Origin of the sequence: Nocardia vulneris, from assembly GCF_001613425.1 — a bacterium.
Lineage (GTDB): Bacteria > Actinomycetota > Actinomycetes > Mycobacteriales > Mycobacteriaceae > Nocardia > Nocardia vulneris.
This window is the reverse complement of record NZ_BDCI01000043.1, coordinates 1-14,189: the sequence shown is the minus strand read 5'-3', so window position 1 is coordinate 14,189 and position 14,189 is coordinate 1. Positions and strand designations below refer to the sequence as shown.

At 68.4% G+C, this 14,189-nt stretch carries 13 protein-coding genes; 6 read left to right on the top strand and 7 right to left on the bottom strand.

Features of this window, described 5'->3' with window-relative positions; all coding sequences use genetic code 11:
- Both NVU01S_RS36865 and NVU01S_RS36860 read right to left on the bottom strand, forming a co-directional pair.
- Positions 1–705: an HNH endonuclease family protein gene (locus NVU01S_RS36865; protein WP_043672006.1), complete on the bottom strand. Its 705-nt coding sequence runs from the start codon at positions 703–705 to the stop codon at positions 1–3.
- 79 nt (positions 706–784) lie between these two features.
- Positions 785–1,147, bottom strand: coding sequence for a hypothetical protein (locus NVU01S_RS36860; protein ID WP_043672002.1), 363 nt, complete (start codon positions 1,145–1,147; stop codon positions 785–787).
- 148 nt (positions 1,148–1,295) lie between these two features.
- On the opposite strand from NVU01S_RS36860, the gene NVU01S_RS42840 reads away from it, so the two are divergent.
- Complete coding sequence (locus NVU01S_RS42840; protein WP_082032095.1) at positions 1,296–4,253, top strand: DEAD/DEAH box helicase; 2,958 nt, start codon at positions 1,296–1,298, stop codon at positions 4,251–4,253.
- A complete protein-coding gene (locus NVU01S_RS36850) occupies positions 4,250–5,038 on the top strand; it encodes an SWIM zinc finger family protein (protein WP_043671996.1) in 789 nt (262 codons plus the stop codon). The genes NVU01S_RS42840 and NVU01S_RS36850 overlap by 4 nt, the downstream gene beginning before the upstream one ends.
- A gap of 230 nt (positions 5,039–5,268) precedes the next feature.
- Here the strand turns inward: NVU01S_RS36850 and NVU01S_RS44380 are convergent, their stop codons facing one another.
- Positions 5,269–5,739, bottom strand: a complete 471-nt coding sequence (locus NVU01S_RS44380; protein ID WP_043671993.1) for an LIC_13387 family protein — start codon at positions 5,737–5,739, stop codon at positions 5,269–5,271.
- 72 nt (positions 5,740–5,811) lie between these two features.
- Between NVU01S_RS44380 and NVU01S_RS44375 the strand changes: the two genes are divergently transcribed.
- Positions 5,812–6,339, top strand: coding sequence for a TetR/AcrR family transcriptional regulator (locus NVU01S_RS44375; RefSeq protein ID WP_043671989.1), 528 nt, complete (start codon positions 5,812–5,814; stop codon positions 6,337–6,339).
- Positions 6,336–7,103 carry a helical backbone metal receptor gene (locus NVU01S_RS36835; RefSeq protein ID WP_043671987.1) on the top strand — a complete coding sequence of 256 codons (768 nt, stop codon included), beginning with the start codon at positions 6,336–6,338 and terminating at the stop codon, positions 7,101–7,103. Before NVU01S_RS44375 ends, NVU01S_RS36835 begins: the two co-directional genes overlap by 4 nt.
- A gap of 2 nt (positions 7,104–7,105) precedes the next feature.
- Here NVU01S_RS36835 and NVU01S_RS36830 read toward each other — a convergent pair whose 3' ends face one another.
- Both NVU01S_RS36830 and NVU01S_RS36825 read right to left on the bottom strand, forming a co-directional pair.
- The gene (locus NVU01S_RS36830; RefSeq protein ID WP_043671984.1) at positions 7,106–7,513 is read right to left on the bottom strand and encodes a DUF3224 domain-containing protein; all 408 of its coding nucleotides are present in this window, start codon (positions 7,511–7,513) and stop codon (positions 7,106–7,108) included.
- Between the two features lie 41 nt (positions 7,514–7,554).
- A complete protein-coding gene (locus NVU01S_RS36825; protein ID WP_043671981.1) occupies positions 7,555–9,048 on the bottom strand; it encodes a flavin-containing monooxygenase in 1,494 nt (497 codons plus the stop codon).
- A 130-nt stretch (positions 9,049–9,178) separates the two neighbouring features.
- On the opposite strand from NVU01S_RS36825, the gene NVU01S_RS36820 reads away from it, so the two are divergent.
- Entirely contained in the window at positions 9,179–9,835 is a 657-nt protein-coding gene (locus NVU01S_RS36820; RefSeq protein ID WP_043671980.1) for a TetR/AcrR family transcriptional regulator, read from the top strand.
- A 14-nt stretch (positions 9,836–9,849) separates the two neighbouring features.
- Here the strand turns inward: NVU01S_RS36820 and NVU01S_RS45315 are convergent, their stop codons facing one another.
- Together NVU01S_RS45315 and icmF are read right to left on the bottom strand one after the other, a co-directional pair.
- Positions 9,850–9,972, bottom strand: a complete 123-nt coding sequence (locus NVU01S_RS45315; RefSeq protein WP_280140764.1) for a hypothetical protein — start codon at positions 9,970–9,972, stop codon at positions 9,850–9,852.
- A 40-nt stretch (positions 9,973–10,012) separates the two neighbouring features.
- Entirely contained in the window at positions 10,013–13,231 is a 3,219-nt protein-coding gene (gene icmF, locus NVU01S_RS36815) for a fused isobutyryl-CoA mutase/GTPase IcmF (protein WP_043671978.1), read from the bottom strand.
- A 232-nt stretch (positions 13,232–13,463) separates the two neighbouring features.
- Between icmF and NVU01S_RS36810 the strand changes: the two genes are divergently transcribed.
- On the top strand, positions 13,464–14,189 hold a 726-nt coding region (locus tag NVU01S_RS36810), incomplete at its 3' end, for a hypothetical protein (RefSeq protein ID WP_063048225.1).

The window sequence follows — 14,189 nt, the reverse complement described above, 5'->3', positions numbered from 1 at the left end:
TCACGGGCAGGTCCGTGCCACCGCCTGCAGGGCCGCGCCGTCCGCCGCGGTCACCGGCAGGTCGTAGCGGGCGGCGGCGGTGAGATACCGGCCCGCGTAGAAACAGTGGTTCGCCCGCGCGGGCGGCAGCCACTGCGCCGGGGTCTTGTCGCCTTTGGCCTGGTTGATGTGGCCTGCGGTGGCGAGCAGGTTGACCTCGAGGTCGTTGGCGAACCGGACCCGCTGCGCGAGCGGCCAGCCCGCCGCCCCCAGATCCCAGGCGGCGGCCAGCGGATACACGTGATCGATCTGCACGTCGTTCGCGTCGGCCTTGGTGAACGAAAGTTGCTCACCGGTGTACGGGTCGTGCAATGTACCGCCGATCACCACGCAGTTGTTGGTCCCCGGCCGGAAGCTCACCTCGACGAGCTGGCGGGCCAGCACGTTGTTGCGGGTGTCGCAGCCGTCGTGCCCGCCCGGTCCGTCGTGATCGTCGGACCATGCGGTCCCGAACACGCAGCCCTGTCCGGGTTTGCACCCGCGTTCGTACCCGCCGGGATGCGGCCGATCCGGTACCACGCGTACCGCGGCCAGCAGCTGTTCCAGCTCGATCCTGGTCGGGCTGCCCGGCGCGGGCGCTACCGCACCGATCCCCGATTCAGCGCAGCCGACGGCGCACACCAGCACGAAGAGGCCCACGAGCCAACGCCGAATGTCCGCACCCATGGCGCCAGATCTACACGTAGGGACCGACATTCAGAGAACCCGAGCGGAAGCAGTTGTCAGGGGGCAGCGCGGGCGGCCCTCACAGCCAGGCGCGGGCCAGCAGCTCGTCGTCGGCGACCTCGCTCGCGCGCGGCGGGAAGCGGGTGGCCGAGATCGATTCGGCGTTCGCCCCGTCGTGCCCGATCAGCCACGAGCCGCCGCGTTCCTCGCACTCGGCGAGTTTGGCGAAGGTGGCGAGCAGGAAGGTGATGGCCTCGTGCGGATCGACGGTGCGGGCCAGGCGCTGCGACTCACCCGGGCGGGACAGGTCCAGCCAGACGCCGGACTGGCCGTCCAACCGCATCCCGACGATCTTCTCGGCCTTGATGAAGGTGAATTTGCGCCGCTCCCACGGCGTCGTCGGCGTGAAGCTCTGCTCGAGTACCTGGAGCAGAATCGTCATGGCTGCCTCCGCTTCCGTTGACACCTGACCGCGATTCTTCTGCGATGACCAGCGGATATTCAAGTATGTCCCGCTCCGGCCCAGAAATCCAGAAAAGCGGGATCGCGGTGGCCGCGGCGGTGTCGGACCCACCTGCTTGGATGGGCTGATGCTGCACGGTCTGTGGTCGCCGGGATCCGGGTTGCTGCTCTGGCACGATTCGCCCCTCACCGCGCTGCCCGAACCGCTGGGCGGCGTATTGAGCGCGTCCAAATTCCGGCACCGGGCCGACGTGCTGGTGGCCGGCCCGGGCGGCAGCACCACCGAGCAGGTCCGCGCGCACGCGATGGCGCCGCAGAGCGCCGCGGAGGCCTTGCGGCAGCGGTTGCCCGCCGAGGCGGTGGCCGGCGATCTGCGGTTTCTCGCGCATGTCGCGCACGGCATCGAGCGCTGGGTCCGCGCAGGCCGGATCGTGCCGGAATTGCGCCGGGACGACGGCCAGTGGTGGGTGCGCTGGCGGCTGGTCGGCGGCGAACGGCAGCGGGCCTGGCTGGCCGAGCTGGCCGTCGCGATGCCCGCCGCGCTCCGGGTCGCCGGGCGGCCGAATGCCGTGCTCGATGATCTGGTCGGCGAACTCACCGATCCGATCGCGCGAGCCCTGGTCGACCTGCCCGCGCCGACCCATCCCTTGGTGGACGCGCTGGTCCGCGACGTCGCGCTGGACCACGGCAGCTATCAGGTGGCCGAGGTGCTCGAACGCTGGCGCGCCACCCTGACCGGCGACGAACCGGAGTTGGTGCTGCGCCTGCTCGAACCCGACGGTGAACTCGGCACCGCGGACGAATCGGTGGCGCTGTGGCGTCTGGAGGTCTGCCTGCGACTCGACGGCGAGGCGCCGAGCCCTGTTCTGCTGCACAGTGATCCGAATCTGCTGCGGGTGGTGGGGGAGCAGCTCGGCGCGGCGCAGCGCGCCTATCCGCGGTTGCGCGACCTGCCGAGCGATCCGCGCTCGATGGATCTGCTGCTGCCCACCGAGGTGGTCATCGATCTTGTCGAGCACGGCGCGCACGCGTTGCAGGCGGCCGGTGTGCGGTTGCTGCTGCCGCGCGCCTGGAACGTCAGCGCACCGACCATGCGCCTGCGGGTGGAGAGCGCGGTGCCCGCGGCGGAGAGCACGGTCGGCATGCCCGGCCTGGTGTCCTACCGCTGGGAACTCGCGCTGGGCGACACCGTGCTGACCAAGGCCGAGATGGAGCGGCTGGTCCGCAGCAAGTCCGACCTGGTCCAGTTGCGCGGCGACTGGGTGCAGGCCGATCACAAGGTGCTGGCCGCCGCCGCCCGCTACGTCGCCGCGCACGCCGACACCTCCGAGATCACCTTCGCGGACCTGGTGGGCGAGCTCGCCGCGGGCCGGGTGGAGCAGGTGCCGGTCACCGAGGTGACCGCGACCGGCTGGGCCGCCGACATCCTGGATCGGACCCGCGAGCTGCCGCCGATCGCCCCGCCGGTCGGCCTCAAAGCCCAGCTGCGTCCCTACCAGGAACGCGGCTTGTCCTGGCTGGCGACCATGAGCCGCATGGGTTTCGGCGCGATCCTCGCCGACGATATGGGACTCGGCAAGACCGTGCAGGTGCTCGCGCTGCTGGTGCACGAACGTGAGGTAGGTGCGCGTCCGCCGGACCGTACGGCGGACGCGCCGGATCTTCAAGGCGCGGTGGTGATTTCGCTCGATGCCGCGCGGCGGCGTAAGGCGGTGAAGGCTTCTTCGGACGGCAGCCCGGAACCTTTGGTGGGCAAGCGGATCGACGGCGAGGTCGCATCGCACGGCACAGCGGGTGGCCCGACCCTGCTGGTGTGTCCGATGTCGGTGGTGGGGAACTGGCAGCGCGAGACCGAGCGGTTCGCGCCGGATCTGCGGGTGTGGGTGCATCACGGCGCGGGTCGGCACGCGGGGGCGGAGCTGGACGCTGCGGTCGCCGAGTCGGATCTGGTGATCACGACGTATTCGTTGCTCGCCCGGGATCTCGACGAGTTGAAGCGGCAGTCGTGGGACCGGATCGTGCTCGACGAGGCGCAGCACATCAAGAACGCCGGCACCAGGCAGGCGCGCGCCGCCCGCGCCTTGCCCGCGCGACATCGGTTGGCGCTCACCGGAACTCCGGTGGAGAACCGGCTCGAAGAACTGCGTTCCATCATGGATTTCGCGATGCCGAAAATGCTCGGCAGCCCGCAGACCTTCCGCGCGCGTTTCGCCGTGCCGATCGAACGCGAGCGCGACGAGAACGCGATCAGCCGGTTGCGCCTGATCACGCAGCCGTTCGTGCTGCGCCGGGTGAAAACCGATCCGGCCGTGATCACCGATCTGCCGGACAAGATCGAGATGACCGTGCGCGCGAACCTGACCGTCGAGCAGGCCGCGCTGTATCAGGCCGTGGTCGACGACATGCTGGCCAAGATCAAGGACGCGAAGGGCATGGCCCGCAAGGGCGCTGTGCTCAGCGCGCTGACCAGGCTCAAGCAGGTATGCAATCATCCGGCGCACTATCTCGGCGACGGCTCCGGCATCCTGCATCGGGGCAGCCACCGCTCCGGCAAGCTCGCCCTGGTGGAGGACGTGCTGGACGCGGTGCTCGCCGACGGTGAGAAAGCCTTGCTGTTCACCCAGTTTCGCGAGTTCGGTGAGCTGATCGCGCCGTACCTGACCGAACGCTTCGGCACCGAGATCCCCTTCCTGCACGGCGGCGTGCCCAAGCAGCGGCGCGACACCATGGTCACCCGGTTTCAGGAGCCCGACGGCCCCTCGCTGATGTTGTTGTCGCTCAAGGCCGGTGGCACCGGCCTGAATCTCACCGCCGCCAATCATGTGGTGCACCTGGATCGTTGGTGGAATCCGGCGGTGGAGAACCAGGCCACCGACCGTGCGTTCCGCATCGGTCAGCAGCGCAATGTCCAGGTGCGCAAGCTGGTCTGCGTCGACACGATCGAGGAGCGGATCGACGAAATGATCAACGGCAAAAAACAACTCGCCGATCTGGCGATCGGTGCGGGGGAGAACTGGATCACCGAACTCAGCACCGACGACCTGCGTGAACTGTTCACGCTCGGCGCGGAGGCGGTCGGCGAATGAGCACCGACGGCCCCGATCAGGGCATCTATATCGACTACAGCCAGTTCGGCAAGCGGCGTCCGGTGCGCGGCGGGGCGGCGGCGCGCAGCAGGCGCGGCGGTTTCGGGCGCACCTGGTGGGGCAAGGCTTTGGTCGACGCGGTGGAGCAGATGGCCGAGCCCGGACGGATGTCGCGCGGCCGGACCTATGCCCGCGCGGGGCAGGTGGTGAGCTATCACATCGAGCCGGGTGCGGTGACCGCCGAGGTGCAGGGCAGCCAGCCGCGCCCGTTCACCGCCGTGTTCACGGTGCGGCCGCTGCGCGAGGAGGAACTCGAGTTGCTGATCGAGACGATCCGCGAGGCGCCGGGCATGCTGGCCGAGATCGCCTCCGGCGCACTGCCGACCGAGCTCGGTCCGCTGCTGCTGCCGATCACCGCGGCCGACCTGGACTTCAGCTGTAGCTGCCCGGATCCGGGCTGGCCGTGCAAGCACGTCGCCGCGGTCTGCTATCTGCTCGCCGAACGTCTCGACGAACGGCCGCGCGAGATTCTCACCTTGCGCGGCCTCGACCTGGACACGTTGATCGGCGGCATCGAACGTGACCTGCGCGCAGCGGATTCCAGCGACCCGTACGGCGACGATATCGAGCTGCCGAAACTGCCGAAGGTCGAATTCCGCCCGGCGACCGAGGATCTCGATCCGCTGCTGTTGCGCAAGGCGATGCGGATGACCGCGGCGGAGGAGCCGATCGCGGCGGCGGGACTGCGCGAACTCGCCGCGCTGTATCGCCAGATAGAGGGCTGACAGCGCCAGATAGAGGGCTGACAGCGGCTGATCACGCCCGCGTTTGGTGAGCATCCGGCGTCGGGGCTTTCGGGGCGCCGCCGGACCTTCGGGGCGGGATCGAGTCCGGTGACACAGGGACCGGGACTTCCCGACACCGGATGCCTCGTCCAGTGTGCGCCCGGTCACACCGTCTGGGTACTGCCCGAAGGTTGCCAGGCCGCTGCCCTTGCGCCGAACTTCGGCAGCGCTCAGGCCCTTTCGCGAGGACCGGCCACCAGCACGGTCGTGAAGCACAATGTCGCAATGATCGACATGACGATCACCGGCTCGGGAAAGTACAGCAGGGCGATCCAGCACAGTCCGCCCGCGGCTGCCACGCAGACGCCGTTGAACAGCGACCAGCGTGCGATCAGCTGTGGGGCCGAGCGCACCGCGGCGATCGCGAGCAGCCCGAAAAGCAGTCCGAACAACCCCATGCCGACGCTGTAACCGGTGTTGAGATCGAACACACTGAGTTGCCTGCCGCCCTCGAACAGTGCCGTGCTGACATGGGTGGACAGTTCGTTGACCGTCTCTTCGGCGGGCGAATCGGTGCCGCCGAAGGCGTGCACGACCAGCAGGTGGGCCAGGCCGACCGCGCCGAGCAGTGCGGAGCCCGCGAGGTGGACCGGCGTGGCCCAGCGGGCGGACAGGGTGGACGAGGGTGCTATCGCGGTCATCGCGACCTCCGTGACTCGGGCCGAACCAGCGTTCCCAGAACAGAACAAAACTTATGTTATAGGCTGGGAAATGTGGCGGGCAAGAGTTCATGGCTGGAATCAGGCTTGGCGATCCTCGGCACGGCGGGACCCGCCGGGCTCACGCTGGAGCGGTTGGTCGCGACGACCGGGCTGAGCACCGGCTCGTTCTACCACCACTTTTCCGGGATCACCGGCTACAAGGCGGCGTTGCTCGCGCACTTCGAGGAGGTGCACACCACCCGCTACGTGCGCGAGGTCACCGCCGCCGAGTCGCTCGACGCGCGGGCCCGGCTGGACCTACTGCTCGATCTCGTGCTGGAGGACGACGGCCCGGCCAGGTTGGAGACCGCGGTCCGGTCCTGGGCGATCGACGACCAGGCCGCGGCCGAGGTGAAGGCGCGGATCGACACCGCACGGCTGGATATCTTGCGAAAACTGTTGCAGGAGAGCGGCTATGCGGAGACCGACGCCTGGGAGACCGCGCGGATCCTCTATCTGCTTGTGCTCGGCGCGAGCAATATGCTGCCCGCGGTGCCGCCGGAGGAACTCCGGATCCTGGCGAGGCGGGTCCTGTCATGAGCCCGGTGCGCGACGATCTGGGCACGGTGGTGCCGCTGACCGAGCCGCGGCGGGTGGTGTCGCTGGTCCCCTCACTGACCGAGGCGGTGGCCCGCACCTGCCCCGAAGTTCTTGTCGCCGCGACGGATTGGTGCACGCAGCCGACCAGCCTGGACGTCGAGCGCGTGCGCGGCACCAAGAACCCGCACGTGCGTCGCATCGTCGAGCTGGCCCCGGACCTGGTGCTGTGCAATATGGAGGAGAACCGGCGCATCGACGTCGATCGCTTGCGCGCGGCCGGTATTCCGGTGTGGGTCACCCGGATCGAGACGGTGGACGAGGCGTTGGCCTCGTTGCGCCGGCTCTGCACCGTAGCTCTCGGCGCGGGTGTCCCTGCCTGGTTGGTGGCGGCCGAATCCGTCTGGGCGGCACCGCCACCCGTGCCGTCGCGGCCCGCGGTGATTCCGATCTGGCGCAACCCGTGGATGGTGGTGGGGCGCGACACGTTCACCGGCGACCTGGCCCACCGGCTCGGCCTGCACCTCGTGCACGCCGACCGTGCCGAGCGCTACCCCCGGCTCACCGAGGACGAGCTGACCGCCGGTGTCGAGCTCGCGGTGCTACCGGACGAGCCGTACGTCTTCACCGAAACCGATGGCCCCGAGGCCTTCCCGGGATGCGACGTGGCCCTGGTCGAAGGACGCAGTCTCACCTGGTACGGCCCCTCGCTCGCCACCGCACGAAACACCTTGACCGCGCAGCTGGCCCGGGCCGCCCGCGGCTGAGCTCAGCCGAGTTCGTAGTCGAACCAGATGCGGTGGGTGCCGTCCGCGTCCACGGCGAGGCCGCCGGTCCCGGTGATGCCCGCCAGCCCGCCCGTACCGCTGGTGGGCACGATGGTGAAGAACTCGGCGCTGCGATCCGTGCCCGAGGTCGTCGCGCAGTGTGCGAAGTTGAAACTGCCCGGCACGCCGTGCAGCGCGCCCTCGAACGACTCCATCGCGACGTAGGTGCCGACACCGGTGGCCTGGTCGAAGGCGGCGGTGAACAGCGTCGCCGAGCGGCCGGTGACCTCGCCCGCGAACGACTTCTCGAGGTGCGCGAGGCCGACGGGCAGCGCGGTCGCGATGGCCGGGTCCGGGCCCACCTCGGTCGGGACGAACGAGACGACGGTGAAAGTGCCGAGTGCCTTCATGCGCCGAAGCGTAACGACAGGCACCGACACCCAGGGCCTGGTTATGCGGTGGTGGCGAATCGGTAGTCGGACAGGTCGAAATGGCCGCTGCGCCAGGCGGCCTCCACGGTGGTCGACGGGCGTAGTGGCACGTCGCCGTGTTTGTCGAAGTAGTAGCTGTTCGCGACCGCGCAGCTGTCCTGCCAGAACACCTGGCCGCCGCGGCGGTCCAGCATCTCCTGGAAGAAGCGGTCGTTGGCCTCGCGGGTCACCTCCACCACCGTCGCGTTGCCCGCTCTGGCGTGGCGCAGGCAGCGCAGAATATGCCTGGTCTGGTTCTCGATCAGGGCGAAGTAGGACGAGCCGTTGTAGCCGTACGGGCCGATGATCGAGAAGAAGTTCGGGAACCCGGGCACGCTCACGCCCTCGTAGGCTTGCAGCCGATTCTCGTCCCACCACTTCTCCAGGTCCAGGCCGTCGATACCGCGCAGTCGATAGGTCGGCATGTTGCCCGACTCCATCACCTTGAAACCGGTTGCCAGGACCAGGATGTCGACGGGGTGCTCGGTACCCGACGCCGTGCGCACCCCGGTGCTGGTGATCGCCTCGATCGGGTCGGTCTCGAGCACCACGTTGGCGCGGTTGAACGTGGCCAGGTAGTCGTTCGAGAAACTCGGCCGCTTGCAGCCCAAAGCGTAACGGGGCGTGAGCTTTTCCCGGGTCACGGGATCTTTCACCTGGCTGCGCAGGTGCGCGAGACCGGCCCGCTCGCCGATCGCGGCCGTGGGCAGATTCTTGTGATAGTGCGCGGCGATGGGGAAGGTGACCTCGACGTAGGTCTGGCTGATCAGCCGGGTCAGCGAGCGGGCGCCGGGCACCCGCAGGGCCCACTGCACCGGCTTGGGCAGCGGGAGATCGAGCCGGGGCAGGCACCAGATCGGCGTGCGCTGGAACACGACGAGCTGCTCGACCTGCGGGGCGGTCTCCGGAATCACCTGCACCGCAGACGCTCCCGTGCCGATGATCGCGACCCGCTTGCCGCGCAGATCCTGCCGGTGGTCCCAGCGTGAGGTGTGCATGGTGACGCCGGCGAACGCGTCGACACCGGGGATCTCGGGCAGTTTCGGGCGGGTGAGCACGCCGGTGGCGCTGATGACGAATCGTGCGGTCAGCTCGTCACCGGTCGCGGTGCGCAGCCGCCACCGGCAGCCGTCCGCATCGAACTCGGCTTCGGTGATGTTGGTGCCGAACCGGATTCGGGACCGCAGCTCGTATTTGTCCACACACGATTCGGCGTACGCCTTCAATTCCCGGCCCGGCGCGTAGGTTCGGGACCAGCTGGCGCGCTGCTCGAACGAGAACTGGTAGCTGAACGACGGAATGTCCACGGCGATACCGGGATAGGTGTTCCAGTGCCAGGTGCCGCCGACACCGTCGGCCTCGTCGACGATCAGGAAATCGTCGAAGCCGGCCTCGCGTAGCTTGATCGCCGCGCCGATGCCGGCGAATCCGGCGCCGACGATGATCACCTCGTGCTCGATCCCGTTGTCGGGCATGGCCACCTCCCACGTACCGGCGGCGCACACACCGCCTCGTGTGTTCCGGCGGCCGCTGGGGGCTGACGATCACCGCATAATTGGCCGCACCTGCCACCAATTAGGCGCGCGATGGGGTACTTTGTCAACCATGAGCTTGCGTGTACCGGCCCGGACCTGGGGTGGGCGCACCGCGGAGGAGCGGCGCGCCGAACGCCGCGCGCGGCTGCTCGACGCGGCCCTGGAGATCTGGCTCGAGAGCGGCTGGGCTGCCGTGACCATGCGCGGCGTGTGCCAGCGCACCGCGCTCAACGACCGCTATTTCTACGAGCATTTCGCCGATCGCGACGAATTGCTCGGCGCCGCATGGGATGCCGTGTGTGCCGAGGTGTTCGCCGACCTCGCCGCGGTCGTCGCGGAGCAGGTGACCCAGCCGCCGCTGGCGATCCTGCGCGCGGCGGTGACCCGGGCGGTGGCCTTGCAATCCGACCACGACGGGCGCGCACGCATCCTGCTGGCCGACCACGCGGGCAGCGCCGTGCTCGAGCAGCGCCGCAAGACCATGCTCGGTGACGCGACCGAACTGCTCATCGCCACCGCGCGGCCATATCTGGCACCCGACACCGATGAGGTGGACGTCCGGATGAGCACGCTGGTCTGCATCGGCGGTTTCATCGAATTGCTCACCGCGTGGCGGACCGGGGCGATGGAGATCGACGGCCCGCGGATCATCGAGCACACCTGCGGTCTCGGTGCGCTGTTCGCGGGCCGGTATCTGCCGCCGGAGATCATTTCCGCAGGGGAGTAACGGGTTTCGCGCGCTCAGTCGTCGAATCGGTAGACGCGGCGGGCGTTGTCGCGGAAGATCCGCACGATATCGTCCGGGCCCGCGCCGAGCGCGGTGAGATCGTCGCGAGTACACCCACGCCTCGAACGAGGGTTCACGCTCGGCGAGGTGGGCTGGTTTTCGGCGGGCTCGGCGACTTCACACGTTGCGGCGGTACTGGCCGCCGACGGTGAAGAAGGCGTCGGTGATCTGTTGCAGGGTGCAGACGCGGGCGGCGTCCATCAGGACCTCGAAGATGTTGTCGTCGGTGCGGGCGACCGCGTCGAGGCGGGCGAGGGCGGCATGGGCGGCGTCGCGGTGCCGGTGCTGGAAGTCGCGGACCCGCTGTAGCTGAGACTGCTTCTCCTGCTCGGTGCCGCGCGCCAATTCGATCTCGTGGTGCGGTTCGCCGTGCGGGTTGCGGAAGGTGTTCACGCCGATGATCGGCAGCGAGCCGTCGTGCTTGCGGTGCTCGTAGCGGATCGACTCGTCCTGGATCTTGCCGCGCTGGTAGCCGGTCTCCATCGCGCCGAGCACCCCGCCGCGCTCGCTGATCCGGTCGAACTCGGCCAGCACTGCCTCCTCGACCAGATCGGTGAGTTCGTCGATGAGAAAGCTGCCCTGCAGCGGGTTCTCGTTCATCGCCACGCCCCACTCGCGGTTGATGATCAGTTGGATGGCCAGCGCGCGGCGCACCGATTCCTCGGTGGGCGTGGTCACCGCCTCGTCGTAGGCGTTGGTGTGCAGGCTGTTGCAGTTGTCGTAGATGGCGATCAGTGCCTGCAACGTGGTGCGAATGTCGTTGAAGCTCATCTCCTGCGCGTGCAGTGAGCGGCCCGAGGTCTGTACGTGGTACTTGAGCTTCTGGGCGCGATCGTTGGCGCCGTAGCGATCTCGCATGGTGATCGCCCAGATGCGCCGGGCGACCCGGCCGATCACCGAATACTCGGGATCCATGCCGTTGGAGAAGAAGAACGACAGGTTCGGCGCGAAGTCGTCGATCGCCATACCCCGCGCGAGATACGCCTCCACATAGGTGAACCCGTTGGCGAGGGTGAACGCGAGCTGGCTGATCGGATTCGCGCCCGCCTCCGCGATGTGATACCCGGAGATCGACACCGAGTAGAAATTGCGGACATTGTTGCGCACGAACCATTCCTGGATATCGGCCATCATGCGCAGGCTGAATTCGGTGGAGAAGATGCAGGTGTTCTGCCCCTGGTCCTCTTTCAGGATGTCGGCCTGCACAGTGCCGCGAACCGTCGTCAGGGTCTCGGCCCGGATGTCGGCGGCTTCCTGCTCAGTCGGCGGACGCCCGTTGTCCGCCGAGAAGCGTTCCAGCGCTTGGTCGATCGCGGTATTGAGGAAGTACGCCAGGATGGTCGGCGCGGGGCCGTTGATGGTCATCGACACCGAGGTGGTCGGCGCGGTCAGGTCGAAGCCGTCGTAGAGCGCTTTCATATCGTCGAGCGAGGCGATGGAGACGCCCGAGGTGCCGACCTTGCCGTAGATATCGGGACGCTCGGCCGGATCGTGACCGTACAGCGTCACCGAATCGAACGCGGTGGACAGCCTTTTCGCGGCGGCGTACTCGCTCAGTACCTTGAAACGACGGTTGGTGCGGAACGGATCGCCCTCACCGGCGAACATCCGGGCCGGGTCCTCGTTGTCCCGCTTGAACGGGAAGACGCCCGCGGTGAACGGGAAGTGCCCGGGCAGGTGCTCGGAGCGCAAGAACCGCAGCAGCTCACCGTGGTCGGTGTAGCGCGGCAGCGCGACGCGCGGAATCGAGTTGCCGGACAGCGTTTCCCGGCGCAACGGTGTACGGATCTCGCGGTCGCGGATGCGCACCACCTGCTCCGCACCCCGATAGGACTCGGCCAGGGCGGGCCATTCGGCCAGTAGGGCGGCGTTTTGCGGGCTCAGTTCGGTGCGGGCGGTGGCGGCGAGGTCGGCGACGGCGCGATCGTCCGGCAGCTCCGCGGCGACCTGGTCCAGGCGCTGTACCCGCTGCGCCGCGACGATCTGCGTGGCGGTCCTGGTGTGATAGTCGCGCACCGTTTCGGCGATCTCGGCCAGGTAGCGCACCCTGGCGGGCGGAATGATCTGGGCGAAGCGGGTCGAGGTGCGGGTCTCGACCTTGGGCAGCACCCCCGGATCCAGTTGCAAACCGTGCTCGGTGAGCAGGCCGGTCAGGTGCTGGTACAGCGCGGTGACGCCGTCGTCGTTGAAAGTGGCCGCGCTGGTGCCGAATACGGGCATGTCCTCCGGCGACGCGCTGAAGTCCGCCCGGTTGCGGATGAGCTGACGCGACACGTCCCGCAGCGCGTCGGCGGCCCCGCGCCGCTCGAACTTGTTGATCGCCACCACGTCCGCGTAATCCAGCATGTCGATCTTCTCCAGCTGGGAGGCGGCGCCGAATTCCGGTGTCATGACGTACATGGACACATCGACCTGCTCGATGACCGCTGCGTCGCCCTGTCCGATGCCCGGGGTTTCCAGGACGACCAGGTCGTAACCCGCTGCCTTGCAGGCGGTCACGATGAGTTCGATGTGGTCCGGCAACTCGCGACCGCCCCGGGTGGCCAATGAGCGGAAGAAGATGTGCTCGCCATCCAAGGCGTTCATCCGGATACGGTCGCCGAGCAGTGCGCCGCCACCGCGGCGCCTGGTCGGATCCACCGCGAGAATCGCGACGCGCAATTTGTCCTGCTGGTCGGTGCGCAGCCGGCGCACCAATTCGTCGGTGAGCGAGGACTTTCCGGAACCGCCGGTGCCGGTGATGCCGAGGACCGGCACGGTGCGCGCGGTGGCCGCCTGCCGCAAGACGAGCTGATCGGGCTCCGGCAGCACGCCCTGCTGGATACAGGTGATGGCGCGGGCCAGTGCCGCGCGTTCGCCGGTGAGCACCGCGTCCAGCACCGGCGGCGCGGTGGCGAGATCGATATCGCACGCGTGGATCAGGCGATTGATCATGCCGGGCAGGCCGAGTCGCTGGCCGTCCTCGGGGGAGAAGATGGTCACGCCGGATTCGGCGAGCCGCGCGATTTCCTGCGCGACGATCACGCCGCCGCCCCCGCCGAATATGCGAACGTGTTCCGCCCCTGCTTTTTTCAGTGCGTCGGCGAGGTATTCGAAGTATTCGACGTGCCCGCCCTGGTAGGAACTCACCGCGACGCCCTGTGCGTCCTCGGTGAGTACCGCGTCGACCACTTCCCGGACCGAGCGATTGTGCCCGAGGTGGATCACCTCGGCGCCTTGCGACTGCAGGATGCGGCGCATGATGTTGATCGCCGCGTCGTGCCCGTCGAACAGGGCCGCCGAGGTCACGAAGCGGACGGGGTGGATCGGCGTATGCAGTGCGCTGCTCTCGGCCACGGTTGCCCTCCGGTGCTGCCACGAGGCGTCCGATACTAGGACGTCAAACTAATCCTACGGTGATGCCCATCACAGTGCCACCGGGAAACGCCCGGTCGATTCCGGAAAGTTCGCTCCGGGGATTCCGCTCACCGTGACCACAAATGGCGACAAGCCGTTCGGGCTCAAGTTCCGATGGGACGCGATGCCCTGAATCAGAAATCCACGCACGAATTTCACCGAAGGACGATCCATGGGACGGAATTCTTATCGGCTCGCTGCCGCGGTAGCCGCCCTCGGGCTGTCGACGCTCGTCGCACCGTTCGCGCATGCCGAACCCGCGCCGCTGAACGGCCTGTTCTCGCTCGCGCCCGGCGTCTGCTCCGGCGGCGCGGTGACCGGCAGCTTCTTTCGGATGATCCTGCCGACCGGCGACGCGGGCGGTCCCTACCTCGCCAACAGTGATTCCGGGTGCAGCGACCAGACGGTGACCCCGCTGTCCGCGGGCAGCGACGGCGGGCTGATCAGCGGGAGTTATCAGCCGCAACCCGCCGCCGCGTTCGACGGGGCGGGCAACGCGCAGTCGGGCCGGGTCACCACGCCGGTCCGTTTCTACGGCGTCGACTTCGCCACCGCGACCAACCCCACCGACCCGCAGACCGGCGGCGGCACGGGCACCCCGCAGCTGTTCACCGACGGCGGCCAGCTCTCCGGCGACCTGAGCAGCCTCGGCGTCACCTGGAACAACCAGGTGTTCAATCAGGGCTCGCCGAAACCGGGCGGTGGACTGCCGGGTAAGACCAGCCCGGTGCACGGCACCATCGACGGCTCGGGCAACTTCGTGCTCGAGTGGACCAGCCAGATCGTCGGCGGCCCGTTCAACAACTTCACCGGGTTGTGGCACCTGGCCGGTCAATATCGCGGCGGCAGTGTGCCGCAGGCCGCGCCCGCCGCCGCGCCGCCGGCGCCGGCCCCCGCA

Excerpts from the sequence above, each read along its gene's own strand:
- NVU01S_RS36865 (WP_043672006.1), bottom strand. The coding sequence starts at position 705 with ATGGGTGCGGACATTCGGCGTTGGCTCGTGGGCCTCTTCGTGCTGGTG.
- NVU01S_RS36860 (WP_043672002.1), bottom strand. The coding sequence starts at position 1,147 with ATGACGATTCTGCTCCAGGTACTCGAGCAGAGCTTCACGCCGACGACG.
- NVU01S_RS42840 (WP_082032095.1), top strand. The coding sequence starts at position 1,296 with ATGCTGCACGGTCTGTGGTCGCCGGGATCCGGGTTGCTGCTCTGGCAC.
- NVU01S_RS36850 (WP_043671996.1), top strand. The coding sequence starts at position 4,250 with ATGAGCACCGACGGCCCCGATCAGGGCATCTATATCGACTACAGCCAG.
- NVU01S_RS44380 (WP_043671993.1), bottom strand. The coding sequence starts at position 5,739 with ATGACCGCGATAGCACCCTCGTCCACCCTGTCCGCCCGCTGGGCCACG.
- NVU01S_RS36835 (WP_043671987.1), top strand. The coding sequence starts at position 6,336 with ATGAGCCCGGTGCGCGACGATCTGGGCACGGTGGTGCCGCTGACCGAG.
- NVU01S_RS36830 (WP_043671984.1), bottom strand. The coding sequence starts at position 7,513 with ATGAAGGCACTCGGCACTTTCACCGTCGTCTCGTTCGTCCCGACCGAG.
- NVU01S_RS36825 (WP_043671981.1), bottom strand. The coding sequence starts at position 9,048 with ATGCCCGACAACGGGATCGAGCACGAGGTGATCATCGTCGGCGCCGGA.
- NVU01S_RS36820 (WP_043671980.1), top strand. The coding sequence starts at position 9,179 with ATGAGCTTGCGTGTACCGGCCCGGACCTGGGGTGGGCGCACCGCGGAG.